Source organism: Lelliottia sp. F153 (assembly GCF_002870005.1).
Taxonomy (GTDB): domain Bacteria; phylum Pseudomonadota; class Gammaproteobacteria; order Enterobacterales; family Enterobacteriaceae; genus Enterobacter; species Enterobacter nimipressuralis.
The window spans coordinates 808,279-822,641 of the sequence record NZ_PKFT01000001.1; the positions used below are offsets into that span (position 1 = coordinate 808,279).

The 14,363-nt window shown below is 56.0% G+C and carries 12 protein-coding genes and 2 tRNA genes; 8 read left to right on the plus strand and 6 right to left on the minus strand.

Annotation, left to right across the window (positions count from 1 at the left end; all coding sequences use genetic code 11):
- The first annotated feature begins 67 nt into the window (after window positions 1-67).
- The gene (gene sodB / locus F153LOC_RS03830; protein ID WP_102103562.1) at window positions 68-649 is read left to right on the plus strand and encodes a superoxide dismutase [Fe]; all 582 of its coding nucleotides are present in this window, start codon (window positions 68-70) and stop codon (window positions 647-649) included.
- Window positions 650-687: 38 nt separating this feature from the next.
- On the opposite strand, the gene F153LOC_RS03835 is transcribed toward sodB, so the two are convergent.
- Both F153LOC_RS03835 and F153LOC_RS03840 read right to left on the minus strand, forming a co-directional pair.
- Window positions 688-1,854: an MFS transporter gene (locus F153LOC_RS03835; RefSeq protein WP_102103561.1), complete on the minus strand. Its 1,167-nt coding sequence runs from the start codon at window positions 1,852-1,854 to the stop codon at window positions 688-690.
- A 169-nt stretch (window positions 1,855-2,023) separates the two neighbouring features.
- Window positions 2,024-2,113: a YnhF family membrane protein gene (locus F153LOC_RS03840; protein ID WP_100780411.1), complete on the minus strand. Its 90-nt coding sequence runs from the start codon at window positions 2,111-2,113 to the stop codon at window positions 2,024-2,026.
- 296 nt (window positions 2,114-2,409) lie between these two features.
- Between F153LOC_RS03840 and purR the strand changes: the two genes are divergently transcribed.
- Window positions 2,410-3,435, plus strand: coding sequence for an HTH-type transcriptional repressor PurR (gene purR / locus F153LOC_RS03850; RefSeq protein ID WP_100780412.1), 1,026 nt, complete (start codon window positions 2,410-2,412; stop codon window positions 3,433-3,435).
- A gap of 16 nt (window positions 3,436-3,451) precedes the next feature.
- Here purR and punR read toward each other — a convergent pair whose 3' ends face one another.
- A complete protein-coding gene (punR, locus tag F153LOC_RS03855) occupies window positions 3,452-4,363 on the minus strand; it encodes a DNA-binding transcriptional activator PunR (RefSeq protein ID WP_102103560.1) in 912 nt (303 codons plus the stop codon).
- Between the two features lie 116 nt (window positions 4,364-4,479).
- Between punR and punC the strand changes: the two genes are divergently transcribed.
- Together punC and cfa are read left to right on the plus strand one after the other, a co-directional pair.
- The gene (gene punC, locus F153LOC_RS03860; RefSeq protein WP_102103559.1) at window positions 4,480-5,679 is read left to right on the plus strand and encodes a purine nucleoside transporter PunC; all 1,200 of its coding nucleotides are present in this window, start codon (window positions 4,480-4,482) and stop codon (window positions 5,677-5,679) included.
- Window positions 5,680-5,975: 296 nt separating this feature from the next.
- The gene (gene cfa, locus F153LOC_RS03865; protein WP_102103558.1) at window positions 5,976-7,124 is read left to right on the plus strand and encodes a cyclopropane fatty acyl phospholipid synthase; all 1,149 of its coding nucleotides are present in this window, start codon (window positions 5,976-5,978) and stop codon (window positions 7,122-7,124) included.
- Window positions 7,125-7,155: 31 nt separating this feature from the next.
- Here the strand turns inward: cfa and F153LOC_RS03870 are convergent, their stop codons facing one another.
- Window positions 7,156-7,797 (minus strand): riboflavin synthase subunit alpha, encoded by a 642-nt coding sequence (locus tag F153LOC_RS03870; protein WP_100780416.1) that lies wholly within the window; start codon window positions 7,795-7,797, stop codon window positions 7,156-7,158.
- A 227-nt stretch (window positions 7,798-8,024) separates the two neighbouring features.
- Here F153LOC_RS03870 and mdtK point away from each other — a divergent pair, with 227 nt between their 5' ends.
- From mdtK to F153LOC_RS03890, 4 genes are all read left to right on the plus strand, one after another.
- Complete coding sequence (mdtK, locus tag F153LOC_RS03875) at window positions 8,025-9,398, plus strand: MdtK family multidrug efflux MATE transporter (RefSeq protein WP_102103557.1); 1,374 nt, start codon at window positions 8,025-8,027, stop codon at window positions 9,396-9,398.
- Between the two features lie 153 nt (window positions 9,399-9,551).
- Window positions 9,552-9,628: transfer RNA gene (locus F153LOC_RS03880), tRNA-Val, on the plus strand.
- Between the two features lie 19 nt (window positions 9,629-9,647).
- Window positions 9,648-9,724: transfer RNA gene (locus F153LOC_RS03885), tRNA-Val, on the plus strand.
- Window positions 9,725-10,127: 403 nt separating this feature from the next.
- Window positions 10,128-11,738, plus strand: a complete 1,611-nt coding sequence (locus F153LOC_RS03890) for an FAD-NAD(P)-binding protein (RefSeq protein ID WP_102103556.1) — start codon at window positions 10,128-10,130, stop codon at window positions 11,736-11,738.
- A 32-nt stretch (window positions 11,739-11,770) separates the two neighbouring features.
- On the opposite strand, the gene hisD is transcribed toward F153LOC_RS03890, so the two are convergent.
- Window positions 11,771-13,081 (minus strand): histidinol dehydrogenase, encoded by a 1,311-nt coding sequence (hisD, locus tag F153LOC_RS03895; protein ID WP_102103555.1) that lies wholly within the window; start codon window positions 13,079-13,081, stop codon window positions 11,771-11,773.
- Window positions 13,081-14,223 (minus strand): ester cyclase, encoded by a 1,143-nt coding sequence (locus tag F153LOC_RS03900; RefSeq protein WP_102103554.1) that lies wholly within the window; start codon window positions 14,221-14,223, stop codon window positions 13,081-13,083. The genes hisD and F153LOC_RS03900 overlap by 1 nt, the downstream gene beginning before the upstream one ends.
- Between the last annotated feature and the right edge of the window lie 140 nt (window positions 14,224-14,363).

The window sequence follows — 14,363 nt, forward strand, 5'->3', positions numbered from 1 at the left end:
ATTTGCTACTCTATCCTTGCACTCAATAGGGTTATTGCAGTGCAACACTATAATAAGGAGAGAAGCAATGTCGTTCGAATTACCTGCATTACCGTATGCAAAAGACGCCCTGGCTCCGCACATTTCGGCGGAAACCCTGGAATACCACTACGGCAAACACCATCAGACCTATGTCACTAACCTGAACAATCTGGTTAAGGACACTGCGTTTGAAGGTAAAACGCTGGAAGAGATTGTGCGCAGTTCTGACGGCGGTGTGTTCAATAACGCCGCTCAGGTCTGGAACCACACGTTCTACTGGCACTGCCTGGCACCGAACGCCGGTGGCGAACCAACCGGTGAACTGGCGGCTGCCATTAACGCCGCATTCGGCAGCTTTGCAGATTTCAAAGCGAAGTTTACTGACGCAGCAATTAAGAACTTCGGCTCTGGCTGGACGTGGCTGGTCAAAGAGGCCGACGGAAAACTGGCTATCGTCTCAACGTCAAACGCGGGAACCCCACTGACCACCAGCGCGAAACCGCTGATGACCGTTGATGTGTGGGAACACGCGTATTATATCGACTACCGTAACGCTCGCCCGAACTACCTTGAGCACTTCTGGGCGCTGGTGAACTGGGAATTTGTGGCGAAGAACTTCGCGGCATAAATGAGACGCAGAAGGGGCAGCCCTTCTGCGTTTTTTGATTACTCTGTGACGCGAACAGGTTCCGGCTGTTTACGGCCCGATGTCAGGACCAGCAGCAGACCGAGCGCCGCAATAATCGCCCCCATCACCGGTACAAAAGCGTATCCCAGCCCGCCTGAAATCACCGCCCCACCGGCTGCCGCACCCAGCGCATTCCCGAGATTAAACGCCCCGATATTCACGGAAGAGGAGAGGCCCGGCGCTTCGTACGCCACACGCATGACGCGCATCTGCAATGGCGGAACCACGGCAAAGGTTGCAGCGCCCCACACCACCATCGCGATGGCCGCCCCAAACTCGTTGCGCGCAAGCCAGGGAATCGCGAGCATAATCACAATCAGCAGCGTTAAGAAGCCTTTCAGCGTCCCGGTGACCGAGCGATCCGCCAGTTTACCGCCGAGATAGTTGCCCAGAGAGAAACCGACGCCAACCAGCACCAGCATCGCCGTCACGAACAGCGGTGTGGCGTGGGTGATATCGTGCAGAACTGGTGAAATGTAGGTGTAGAGCGTAAACATCGCGCCCGCCCCGAGCACCGTGGTTAACAGAGCAGACAACACCTGTGGACGAACCAGCACCGACAGCTCTTTACGCACGTCCGGGCGCTCGCCCGCCTCGCCTTTCGGAAGCGAGAAGAACAGGGCAATCATCGCCACTACGCCCAGCCCTGCGGTTGCCATAAACGACATCCGCCAGCCAATGACTTCACCTAGCCAGGTCGCCGCCGGTACACCGCCAATATTGGCGATGGTTAGCCCCATAAACATGGTTGCCACCGCGCTGGCCTGCTTGTGTTTTGGCACCACGCTCGCCGCCACCACTGAGCCTAAGCCAAAGAACGCGCCGTGGTTCAGGCTGGTCAGAATGCGTGACAGCAGCAGCGTGGTGTAATCCGGTGACAGCGCCGAGAGCACGTTACCGAGGGTAAAAATCGCCATCAGGAAGATCAGCGCATTGCGACGGGCACGATGGGATAACAGCAGCGTCATGAGCGGCGCACCAATCATCACGCCAATGGCGTAGGCGCTGATCAGCATACCTGCGGCCGGAATAGAGACATCTACCCCTTTTGCGATAACCGGCAACAGCCCCATCGGGGAAAACTCGGTGGTGCCGATGCCGAACGCGCCAATCGCCAGGGCCAGCAGGGGAAAATTGATTTTCATTGATTAACTCCGGATGCCGTGTCGTCACGCGACACGGGACTAAGATGTCAAAAGCATGACATTAATCACAAAAAATGAGAAGTTAACAAATTAGCAAAAGATTTTTGCCGTGCGGGTAACAATCAGGGAACGGGCAGGAGACGAGGGAGAGAACTCTCCCCCGCTTAAATCAGTGCAGCGCAGCGGTCAGACCCGCAGCGACAATCAGAGCCAGAACAATAATGGTTGTCGTCAGCGAAAACTTCAGATCGGTACTCATCAATTTTTCTCCTTTTAATAACCCCACGAAAAGTGAGCTTGCTCATTTTTACACAGTTTACCCCAAAAATCTTCCTGGATTTAGGCTGATAACCGTTTTTGCTCTTCCCCTTTTCATCAAGATAAGACAAAATTCCACGCTAAATTTATAAGCGTACCGGCCACTGACCCCCTCCTGACGTTCTGAGTCGTTTTCCCGGCGTATCGCAATTCACATTGCGAGATAAGGGTGAGAGAAGGCAAACGTTTACCTTTAAGTATTTCAGGAGTTTAAGATATGGTCTGGAGTGACATGTAATGGCAACAATTAAAGATGTGGCGAAACGCGCAAACGTTTCCACTACAACCGTATCACATGTAATTAACAAAACGCGTTTCGTTGCGGAAGAGACGCGCAACGCCGTATGGGCCGCCATCAAAGAGCTGCACTACTCCCCGAGTGCCGTGGCGCGTAGCCTGAAGGTGAACCACACCAAATCGATCGGCCTGCTGGCGACCAGCAGCGAAGCCGCCTATTTTGCCGAGATCATCGAAGCGGTTGAGAAAAACTGTTTCCAGAAGGGCTACACCCTGATTCTCGGCAACGCCTGGAACAGCCAGGAGAAACAGCGCGCTTACCTGTCTATGATGGCGCAAAAGCGCGTTGATGGCCTGCTGGTGATGTGTTCTGAATACCCGGAGTCCGTGCTCTCCATGCTTGAAGAGTATCGCCACATTCCGATGGTGGTAATGGACTGGGGTGATACCCGCGCTGATTTTACCGATTCCGTCAACGATAACGCCTTTGAAGGCGGCTACATGGCAGGTCGCTACCTGATTGAGCGCGGTCACCGCGAAATCGGCGTCATTCCGGGTCCGCTGGAGCGCAACACCGGCGCAGGCCGTCTGGCAGGGTTCATGAAAGCGATGGAAGAAGCGCTGATTACGGTGCCAGAAAACTGGATCGTGCAGGGCGACTTCGAGCCGGAATCCGGCTACCGCGCGATGCAGCAGATCGTCTCCCAGTCGCACCGCCCTACCGCGGTCTTTATCGGGGGTGACATTATGGCGATGGGCGCCCTTTGCGCAGCCGATGAGCTGGGTTTGCGCGTGCCGCAGGACATTTCCGTGATCGGGTACGATAACGTGCGCAACGCACGCTACTTCACCCCGGCGCTGACGACCATTCACCAGCCGAAAGACTCGCTGGGCGAAACGGCGTTCAATATGCTGTTGGACCGCATCGTCAGCAAGCGTGAAGAGTCGCAGTCGATTGAAGTCCACCCGCGCCTGATTGAACGCCGCTCCGTGGCCGACGGTCCGTTCCGCGACTACCGCCGTTAATCCCCCGAGGGGCCGGTTATTCCGGCTCCCTCAGCCACTCTTTGTTCAGCGTTTCGCTATCCCCCAGATAATCCAGCAGCCACGCCAGCGCCGGTGACATATCGTTTTGCTGCCACGTCAGGCAACAGGCCGCATCCGGGAACGGGTTTTCCAGCGTCAGAGCCACCCATTCACCGCGATCGATGCGTGGACGTGCAAAATGCACCGGCACCATTCCCACGCACAGCCCCGCAGAAAGACAGGTCGCCGACGTCTCCCAGTCCGGGGCGACCACACGGCGCTGGTTATCCAGTAACCAGGTAATCCGTTTTGGCAGCGATCGTGAGGTATCTTCCAGCACCAGCGACGGCCAGTTGCGCAACGTATCATCGCTCAACGGACCTGCAATGGCGGCCAGAGGATGATCGCGGGCGACAACGCAGGTCCAGCTCAGGGCTCCCATATCGCGAAACGCATAGCGCCCCCCCACCGGGATCGCCTGGGTCGCGCCGATCGCCATCTCCACCCTGCCGTCAGAGAGCGCATCCCACACGCCGTTGAACACCTCCTGCGAGACGCGCAGCTCCACATCAGAGAAGTGGCGATAGAAATCGACGACCATCTGTCGGGTGCGTTCGGGTTTGACGATGTTATCCACCGCAATGGCGAGATGCCCGCGCCAGCCGTTCGCAATCTGCTGGCACTGCTCGCGGGTGATCATCATTTTTTTGATAACAGATCGCCCTTCTTTCAAAAACCAGACGCCCGCTGGCGTCAGAACCACGTCGCGGTGACGGCGCTCGAACAGCGGAACCGCCAGCCACTCTTCAAGCTGACGCACCGTATAGCTCACCGCAGAGGGGACGCGGTGGAGTTCCTGGGCCGCACCACTAAAGCTGCCGTTACGCGCGACCGCATCCACCACTTCTAACGAATATTCTGACCACATTTTCTGCCTGCAAAATTTTTGAATGCAATCACCAAATATTAGCGTTTCACAAGGCAGTTTGCACTCCCTACACTTTGCGCCAGTGATTACCTGCCCTCTTTAGGAAATAAAAAATAATGCAACCCAACAAAGGATTCCTGGTCTGGCTCGGCGGTTTAAGCGTGCTGGGCTTTTTGGCGACCGACATGTACCTGCCCGCGTTTGCCGCGATGCAGGCCGATTTACAGACTCCTGCCGCCGCCATCAGCGCCAGCCTGAGCCTGTTCCTCGCCGGTTTTGCCTTCGCACAGCTGTTATGGGGCCCGCTCTCTGACCGTTACGGTCGCAAACCGATTCTGCTCCTCGGTCTGGCGATTTTCGCCGTCGGCTGCCTGGGGATGCTGTGGGTGCGTGATGCAACCTGGCTGCTGGTGCTGCGATTTATCCAGGCATTCGGTGTGTGTGCCGCCGCCGTCACCTGGCAGGCGCTGGTGACGGACTATTATCCCGCGTCTCGCGTGAACCGCATTTTTGCCACTATTATGCCGCTGGTCGGTCTCTCTCCGGCGCTGGCTCCCCTGCTCGGTAGCTGGATCCTGGTGCATTTTGACTGGCAGGCGATTTTCGCCACCCTGTTTATCATCACGCTGGTGCTGATGTTACCGGCCTTCACGCTAAAACCTGCCCAGCCGAAACCGGCTGAAAACCACGATAATCGCGTCACTTTCCTGTCGTTGCTGCGTTCACGCGCGTATCGCGGCAACGTGCTGGTCTACGCCGCCTGTTCCGCCAGCTTCTTTGCGTGGCTGACTGGTTCGCCGTTTATTCTGCATGATATGGGCTACAGCCCGGCGGTGATCGGCCTGAGCTATGTTCCACAGACCATCGCGTTCCTGGTGGGGGGTTACGGCTGCCGCGCCGCGCTGCAAAAATGGCAGGGACAGCAGATGCTGCCGTGGCTGCTGGTGCTTTTCGCCGTAAGCGTCATCGGTACCTGGGCGGTTGGCTTTATTCCACACGTCGGGCTGACTGAAATTCTGATCCCATTCTGTGTGATGGCCGTGGCAAACGGGGCGATTTACCCGATTGTAGTGGCTCAGGCACTGCGTCCTTTCCCTCATGCAACGGGCCGTGCGGCGGCGCTGCAAAATACCCTGCAGCTCGGTCTGTGCTTCCTCGCAAGCCTGATTGTCTCTGCGTTAATCGCTACGCCGCTGATGACCACGACCAGCGTGATGCTGGCTACCGTGGTTCTCGCCGCGCTGGGTTATCGCATGCAGGCCTCAGTGAAGACGCTGGCGGAGGACACCGCCGAGGCGAAATCGTCGCAGGCGTAATCGCGTGAGCAATTATGTTACATTTCAGTCATTAGGCTGCTAACAACTTTCAGTTGAATCGCTCTTTTTTGCGGCCTATACTAAATTTGGTTCATATAAATACGATAAATATTATGTGTTAACGGGAGCCGGAGTGCTCCCGTTTTACCATGGAAGGCCTTTCGGTAAGGGTTATCTCCCTTCCTCTGTTCTACGTCGGATATTAGCCTCACGGAAAAACCGTGGGATTTCTCACAAACCATAAAAAGCGGCTACGCTGTTTGAAGGTTCTGATCACACAACGTGATGGAGAAGCTATGAGTTCATCGTGTATAGAAGAAGTCAATGTTCGGGACAATAACTGGTTCCGGATCGTCAATGAATTACTGAGTCGGGCGGGCATCGCGATTAACGGGTCTGCCCCTTCAGATATTCAGGTAAAGCATCCCGATTTTTTCAAACGCGTGTTGCAGGAAGGTTCGCTGGGTTTAGGCGAGAGCTACATGGACGGCTGGTGGGAATGCGAGCGGCTGGATATGTTTTTCCATAACGTTCTGCGCGCCGGGCTGGAAAACCAGCTCCCCCACCACCTGAAGGATACGCTGCGGATCGCCTCTGCACGATTGCTGAATCTGCAAAGTAAAAAACGGGCATGGATTGTCGGGAAAGAGCATTACGATCTTGGCAACGATCTTTTCAGCCGCATGCTTGACCCGCTGATGCAATATTCCTGCGCCTACTGGAAAGAGGCCACCACGCTCGAAGATGCACAGCAGGCGAAACTGCGTTTAATCTGCGAAAAACTGCAGCTTCAGCCCGGTATGCGGGTGCTGGATATCGGCTGCGGCTGGGGTGGGCTTGCCTGGTACATGGCGAAACACTACGGCGTGAGCGTCGTGGGTGTGACCATTTCGGCTGAACAGCAGAAACTGGCGCAAGAACGCTGCGCGGGGCTGGATGTGACCATTCTGCTGCAGGATTATCGCGATCTGGACGATCAGTTCGATCGTATCGTCTCCGTGGGAATGTTCGAACACGTCGGGCCAAAAAATTACAACACCTATTTCACGGTTGCCGATCGCAACCTGAAACCGGAAGGTCTTTTCCTGCTACACACCATTGGTTCCAAAAAGACCGATCATTCGGTCGATCCCTGGATCAATAAATACATCTTCCCGAATGGCTGTTTACCTTCGGTTCGCCAGATAGCCGATGCCAGTGAGTCGCACTTTATTGTCGAAGACTGGCACAATTTTGGTGCCGACTACGATACGACACTGATGGCCTGGCACGAACGTTTTCTGGCGTCATGGCCGGAAATTGCGGAGAACTATTCTGAACGCTTCAAGCGGATGTTTGTCTATTACCTGAATGCCTGTGCGGGCGCATTTCGTGCCCGGGATATTCAGCTCTGGCAGGTCGTGTTCAGTCGTGGCGTGGAGCATGGTTTGCGGGTCGCGCGATAAAAAAATAAACCCCGGATATCCGGGGTTTATTTTATTCGTCTTCCGACGTCAGTTTACTCGCTAATTCTTTCGCCGCCAGCACCCGTTCTACGGTATCCACTACCGCCTGGGTCTGGGGATCAATTTCGATATTAATGCGATGGCCGAGTTTTTTCGCCCCCAGCGTCGTGCGCTGCAACGTTTCCGGAATTAAATGTACGCAGAAACGGGTTGGCGTCACTTCACCCACCGTCAGACTAATCCCATCCACGCCAATAAATCCTTTGTAAAGGATGTATTTCATTAATGACGCGTCTTGAACCTTAAACCAGATCTGACGGTTATTTTCTGAAGTCAGGATTTTCGAAATCTCGGCGGTCGTCATAATATGACCCGACATTAAATGTCCGCCAATCTCATCGCTGAACTTCGCCGCGCGCTCAACGTTAACCATGTCGCCCACCACCAGCTCGCCGAGGTTGGTAATACGCAGCGTCTCTTTCATCAGATCAAAGCTAATACGGTTGCCGTTAATTTCTGTCACTGTCAGACAGCAGCCGTTGTGTGCCACCGATGCCCCGGTCTCCAGACCGTCGAGCATATATTCCGGCAGCTCGACCACATGGGTACGGAAATTAGGTTTTTCATCTATGGACACCAGTTTTGCAGTGCCCTGCACGATACCAGTAAACATGCTTACCACTCCTGTATTATCCCAACGGTAGTGACACCGTTTAATCGCAACACAATAACAGTTGGAAAAACAGGTTGCCAGCGGAGCGCATTTTCTGGCGATTTTTTCACTAGATAAATAGAGAAACCCCGCTACAATAGCTGGCATTCCCCCTGTTTTTTCTTCTTGCTGCCAGTTTCGGCGGGTTTTTTAGTCTCTCAAATAACAACAAAACAAAAGGTGTTCACGTGCAGAAGTACATGAATGAAGCGCGTCAGTTATTAGCGCTGGCAATACCGGTGATCATCGCGCAGGTCGCTCAAACCGCAATGGGATTTGTGGATACGGTTATGGCGGGCGGTTACAGCGCCACCGATATGGCCGCCGTTGCTATTGGTACCTCTATCTGGCTTCCGGCTATTCTTTTCGGCCACGGACTGCTGCTGGCCCTAACGCCGGTTATCGCCCAGCTTAACGGCTCAGGCCGACGCGATCGTATTGCCCATCAGGTGCGTCAGGGCTTCTGGCTCGCCGGATGTGTCTCCGTTCTGATCATGATTGTGCTGTGGAACGCGGGCCATATTATTCGCTCGATGCACAATATCGACCCGGCCCTGGCCGATAAAGCCGTCGGCTATCTGCGTGCCCTGCTGTGGGGTGCGCCCGGCTACCTGTTCTTCCAGGTGGCGCGTAACCAGTGTGAAGGACTGGCGAAAACCAAACCCGGCATGGTGATTGGCTTTATCGGGCTGCTGGTAAACATCCCGGTGAACTATGTCTTTATCTACGGTCATTTCGGCATGCCAGAGCTGGGCGGCGTGGGCTGTGGCGTCGCGACAGCGGCGGTCTACTGGGTCATGTTTGCCAGCATGCTCTCTTACGTCAAACGCGCGCGCTCAATGCGCGATATCCGCAATGAGCCGGGTTTCGGCAAGCCGGATATGAGCGTGGTGAAACGTCTGGTGCAGCTCGGTCTGCCTATCGCGCTGGCGCTGTTCTTTGAAGTGACGCTATTTGCGGTCGTCGCCCTGCTGGTCTCCCCGCTGGGGATTGTCGACGTGGCGGGCCACCAGATTGCGCTGAACTTTAGCTCGCTGATGTTCGTACTGCCGATGTCCCTTGCGGCAGCGGTAACGATCCGCGTCGGCTATCGTCTGGGGCAGGGTTCGACGCTCGATGCACAGACGGCGGCGCGTACCGGCCTGATGGTGGGCGTGTGCATGGCGGCCTGTACCGCCATCTTTACCGTGTTGCTGCGCGAGCAGATCGCCCTGCTTTATAACGACAATCCGGAGGTGGTGATCCTCGCCTCACAGCTGATGCTGCTGGCGGCGGTATATCAGATTTCCGATTCGATTCAGGTGATCGGCAGCGGTATTCTGCGTGGGTATAAAGATACGCGTTCGATCTTCTTTATCACTTTCACCGCCTACTGGGTGCTCGGGCTGCCGAGCGGTTACGTGCTGGCGCTGACGGATCTGGTGGTCGACAGAATGGGTCCGGCCGGTTTCTGGATGGGCTTTATCATCGGATTAACCTCCGCCGCGATCCTGATGATGCTGCGTATGCGCTTCCTGCAACGTCAGCCATCGAATGTGATTTTGCAACGCGCTGCGCGTTAATTACCCGCTAGCCGTCTACGGGCGGCTACTTTCTCTTCATTTTGCGCGGGAATGAAGCAATCGCGTGAAATACGGAAGAAAATTGCATTTTCCCTCTTGCCTCATCCCGTCACTGTCGCTAATATTCGACCCCGTTGTCACAGACAACATGATGCGTCCGTAGCTCAGTTGGTTAGAGCACCACCTTGACATGGTGGGGGTCGGTGGTTCGAGTCCACTCGGACGCACCATCAAAAAAATCTGTACAGTGCGTCCGTAGCTCAGTTGGTTAGAGCACCACCTTGACATGGTGGGGGTCGGTGGTTCGAGTCCACTCGGACGCACCATTTCAGGTTACACCTCTTCAGCTTTACCTCCCTTTTCAACATTCCAGAATATCCCTGATTAGCCCGTTAATAACAGGCATTGCGGCTCTCTCTCGACCAAGTTTCCCGTTTTACATTTTCACCGCTTAACCCTCTGCTTCTCTGCGCGAATCCTGTTTCATCCCCTGACGTAATGTATCCCACAGGCGAGATCCTGACGAATAACGGCTTTCTGATGGCGCTCCCGCTTCTGCTATAGAAATAGTGACAGCGTATATACTGTTTGATGTACGGGAAATCCGGCACTAAAAGCGGTGATGACTCAGAAATGGACGAGGGCAGACGGGCGATAGGCGTTAACGCCCGGCGAAGTCGGCGCCCGGTTGCCCTCCAGGAATCAAACAATAATAACGGGTGAGAATGGATGAAAAAGATTGCGATTATCGGTGCCGGCCCCACTGGCATTTATACCCTTTTCTCTCTGCTGAAAAATCAGACGCCACTGGCCGTGGATATTTATGAGCAGGGTGACGAGGCCGGTGTTGGCATGCCCTACAGCGATGAAGATAACTCGCGGATGATGCTCGCTAATATCGCCAGCATCGAAATTCCCCCGCTCTTTTCGACCTATCTCGACTGGCTGCTTACCCAGAGCAGCGAACACCTGGCACGCTACGGTGTACAGAAATCCTCCCTTCATGACCGCCAGTTCCTGCCACGCATTTTGTTGGGCGAGTATTATCGCGACCAGTTTTTACAGCTGATCGCACAGGCGAAACAGCGCGGATTTAGCGTCAAGGTGCAGGAATCCTGCCAGGTGACGGACCTGGAGGTGACGCCTCAGGGCGTCAACGTCTGGACGGAGAACCGGGCAGAACCCGTGACGTACGATCTGGCGGTGATCGCCACCGGTCACGTCTGGCCGGACGAAGAGGAATCAACGCGCTCGTTCTTCCCAAGCCCCTGGTCGGGATTGATGGAAGCCACTATTCGCGCCTGTCGCGTTGGCATTATGGGCACCTCCCTCAGCGGGTTAGATGCGGCGATGGCGGTCGCCATTCAGCACGGTGAATTTATCGAGCCGGAAAATCAGCCCGTGGAATTCAGGCTCGACAAAGGGAGCGATGCGCTCGACATCGTGCTGATGTCCCGCTCGGGCATTCTGCCAGAAGCCGATTTTTACTGCCCTCTCCCCTACGAACCGCTCACCCTCGTCACGGAACAGGCCATCGAAAAAGCGATCGCTGCAGGATCTGAGGGGCTGCTCGATCGCGTGTTCACTCTGATGACGCAGGAACTTGAGCTGGCCGATCCGCAGTGGAGCCACGCCATTGGCCTTGAAGCGCTGAACGCCGATACCTTCCACGACGCCTATTTTGCCGAGCGCCACAAACACGATCCCTTCAGCTGGGCGCAATCCAATCTCGATGAGGTCGAGCGCAACAAACGTGATAAACGCACGGTGCCCTGGCGCTACACCATTTTGCGGATGCATGAAGTGGTACAGGAGATCGTCCCGCATCTGACGGATAAAGACCGCAAGCGTTTTGACGCCGGGCTGTCGCGCATTTTTATCGACAACTATGCGGCCATTCCCTCCCAGTCTATTCGTCGGCTGCTGGCGCTGCGCGAGGCCGGCATTATCAGCGTGCTAGCGCTGGGCGCAGATTATAAAAGGGATGTGCAGGACGACAGGACGATCATTATGGCGAAGGGAGAGCGTTATGAATTCGATCTCTTTATTGATGCCCGCGGGCAAAAACCGCTGAAGACCAAAGATCTGCCGTTCCCGACGCTGCGCCAGCAGTTACAAGAGAACGGCGATGAGATCCCGGACGTCGGTGAGGATTACACCCTGCTGGCACCCGACAGCGTGCGCGGGCGCATCGCTTTTGGTGCACTGCCGTATCTGATGCACGATCAGCCCTTTGTGCAGGGGCTGACCGTGTGTGCGGAGATTGGCGAGTCGATGGCGAAAGCGATCACCCAACGCGCATCGCGCGCGCGTCGTCGCCTGCCATTCAGCGAGGAGTAAGGCCTGGCCCGGAGCCAGGCCAGGCTGCTGATTTAATCGCGCGTGCCCGAGGTGATTGCGTCAATCGCCTCAGGCCGCAGACGAATCTCCGCCGCGCGCCGGTGCCCCTGCATCCCTTCCGTGCGGCTCTGGCGTATCGCCGGTTCCGCAATTGCTGCAATCCCTTTGTCATCAATCCACTGGTGGGTACAGATTTTCACATAGGCGCCCACCCACAGCCCGCCGGTGTAGCGCGCCGCCGCCATCGTCGGCAAGGTGTGGTTGGTCCCACAGCATTTGTCCGAAAACACCACGCTGGCGTTCTGGCCGATAAACAGCGAACCGTAATTGCGGATCTTCGCCGCCGTGCCGTGCGGATCGCGGGTGTGCACCTGCAGATGCTCCGTCGCCATAAAATCGGCAAACGCGATAAGTTGCTCCTCGGTGTCACACAGCACGATTTCGCCCTGACGACGCCAGGCTTCACCCGCCGTGGCCGCCGTCGGCAGCGTGGTCAGCTGACGTTCGATCTCCATCAGCGTACCTTCGGCAATGGCGCGACTGGTGGTCGCCAGCCCGACGCGGGTATGGACGTCATGCTCAGCCTGCGCCAGCAGATCCGCCGCCAGAATACGCGGATCGGCGCTGTCATCGGCGACGGTGAAGATTTCGCTTGGCCCGGCCAGGGCATCAATCCCCACTTTGCCAAACACCTGACGCTTGGCTTCGTTCACAAAGGCGTTGCCCGGCCCGACGATTTTATCCACCGCCGGAACACTGTCGGTTCCCCAGGCCATTGCCGCAATCGCCTGGGCACCGCCAATTTTGAAGATCCGATGTGCGCCCGCCAGATGGCAGACAGCAATCATCGCCGGATGAGCGGCGGGCGGCAGACAGGCGATAATCTGCTCGCAGCCCGCGACCGTTGCCGGAACAATCGACATCACTGGCGCCGAAAGGATCGGATAGCGCCCCCCCGGTACGTAGCAGCCGACGGTCTGCACGGGAATAATGCGGTGTCCGAGATGCACGCCCGGCAGGGTTTCCACCTCCAGCGGCTGCATGGTCGCCAGCTGCGCCTGGGCAAAACGGCGGACCTGCGCAATGGCGAACTCGCTGTCGCGCCGCGTCTGCGGGTCCAGATCGTTCAGCGCGTTTTCAATCTCCTGCGCCGTCACTTCAAACTGCTCTGGCACCACGTTGTCGAACTGCTGCGAAAATGCCCGCAGCGCCGCATCGCCTTCCGTTTTCACGCGCTCGATGATGGCGCTGACTTTATCCGTTAATGTACGGTCGGCCTGCGCATCCTGCCCCTGCGGCCGCTTGATCCAGCGCACCTGTTCCGTAATCGCTTGTGCAGACATTACGCCTCCTCCATCTGGCCAAGTTTGATTTGCGCCAGCAGCGCCAGGTGGTCGTACACCACCCATTCATCGACGATTTTGCCGTTGACGATGTGGTAGTGGGACATGCCCATCACGAACAGACGCTCGCCCGTCGGTTTGCCCAGCGCGCCGTAGCCCAGGTGGTGGCCTTCGATAATCCAGCGCACCGCCACTTTCACCCCGCCCTCATCGCATGGATTCGAGCAGATATGCTGCGGCAGCCATGCGCCATCAGGGATCATGCCGATCAGCGCCAGAGTCTGGTGCGTCACCGCCGCCGTGCCGTACAGCTCTTTCATTAACGGGCCGTGCCACTGCACGGTCGGGGCGTACACCTCTTTGATTTTGCCCAGCATCCGGCGGTTATAGATCTCATGCAGCCAGCGCAGAAGCTGCTCTTCGGTGTCCGTGTGGGCGATAGAGACGTCACAGGCCACATCCGGCGGATACTGGCCGAGCATCCGGCCGTTCTCGCCAATATCGGTGACGCGAAAACCTTTATCGAACTGCTCTTTCGCCATGTTAAAGGCGATTTCATCGGTGTTCAGCCCAAGCTGCTTCATCAGCGACATGTTGTCGCTCACCACCCACTCACGGTAAATTTTGTTTTCGTGGATCATACAGTCGGCGACGGTACGGTTCACAAAGGTGCGATTGGTCGGTTTGCCCAGATGGCTGTACTGGGTGTGACGCCCGCTGCCGGTCACCAGATGCGAGGTATAGAAACCGTCCACGTCATTACCGTTCCAGATAACCTGGGTCGCCATGCCGCGACGCTCCGGGAACGCAATTAAACGCTGGAGCGTATCCTGCACGACCTGCTCACGGTTATAGAGGGTTCCCAGCGCGTTATATAACACGCAGTTGTGGGTGTAATGGGTGTAAATTAATCCGACATCACGCTCATCCCATATTTTATGGGTACAGCGGACAATATAATCGACAATATCCGTATAACAATCATCGAAACCTCGCAATGATTGGGCGCGCGGGCGTTTTTCCGGAACCAGATCAATAAAGTCACGACGTTCGACCTGTAATACCGGCTCGTCTCGCGCGGGTTTGCTATTATTTTTCTCGGGTACTGCTGGAGCTTTATTGGTTGCTTCAGTTGAAGACATATGACCTCCTGCATTTCTTTTCAGACAAAAGGATCCCGCACCCGGAATGGATGGAGAAATTAACCGCAGAACCAAATACGGCGATGTAGACAGCGTTAATAAAAGAAGAATAGCGGGAGACGAACCTCCCTTTTTTATTT

Coding starts and splice junctions, on each gene's coding strand:
- F153LOC_RS03840 (WP_100780411.1), bottom strand. CDS start 2,113: ATGAGTACCGATCTGAAGTTTTCGCTGACGACAACCATTATTGTTCTG.
- hisD (WP_102103555.1), bottom strand. CDS start 13,081: ATGTCTGCACAAGCGATTACGGAACAGGTGCGCTGGATCAAGCGGCCG.
- F153LOC_RS03890 (WP_102103556.1), top strand. CDS start 10,128: ATGAAAAAGATTGCGATTATCGGTGCCGGCCCCACTGGCATTTATACC.
- cfa (WP_102103558.1), top strand. CDS start 5,976: ATGAGTTCATCGTGTATAGAAGAAGTCAATGTTCGGGACAATAACTGG.
- sodB (WP_102103562.1), top strand. CDS start 68: ATGTCGTTCGAATTACCTGCATTACCGTATGCAAAAGACGCCCTGGCT.
- purR (WP_100780412.1), top strand. CDS start 2,410: ATGGCAACAATTAAAGATGTGGCGAAACGCGCAAACGTTTCCACTACA.
- F153LOC_RS03835 (WP_102103561.1), bottom strand. CDS start 1,854: ATGAAAATCAATTTTCCCCTGCTGGCCCTGGCGATTGGCGCGTTCGGC.
- F153LOC_RS03900 (WP_102103554.1), bottom strand. CDS start 14,223: ATGTCTTCAACTGAAGCAACCAATAAAGCTCCAGCAGTACCCGAGAAA.
- punR (WP_102103560.1), bottom strand. CDS start 4,363: ATGTGGTCAGAATATTCGTTAGAAGTGGTGGATGCGGTCGCGCGTAAC.
- F153LOC_RS03870 (WP_100780416.1), bottom strand. CDS start 7,797: ATGTTTACTGGTATCGTGCAGGGCACTGCAAAACTGGTGTCCATAGAT.
- punC (WP_102103559.1), top strand. CDS start 4,480: ATGCAACCCAACAAAGGATTCCTGGTCTGGCTCGGCGGTTTAAGCGTG.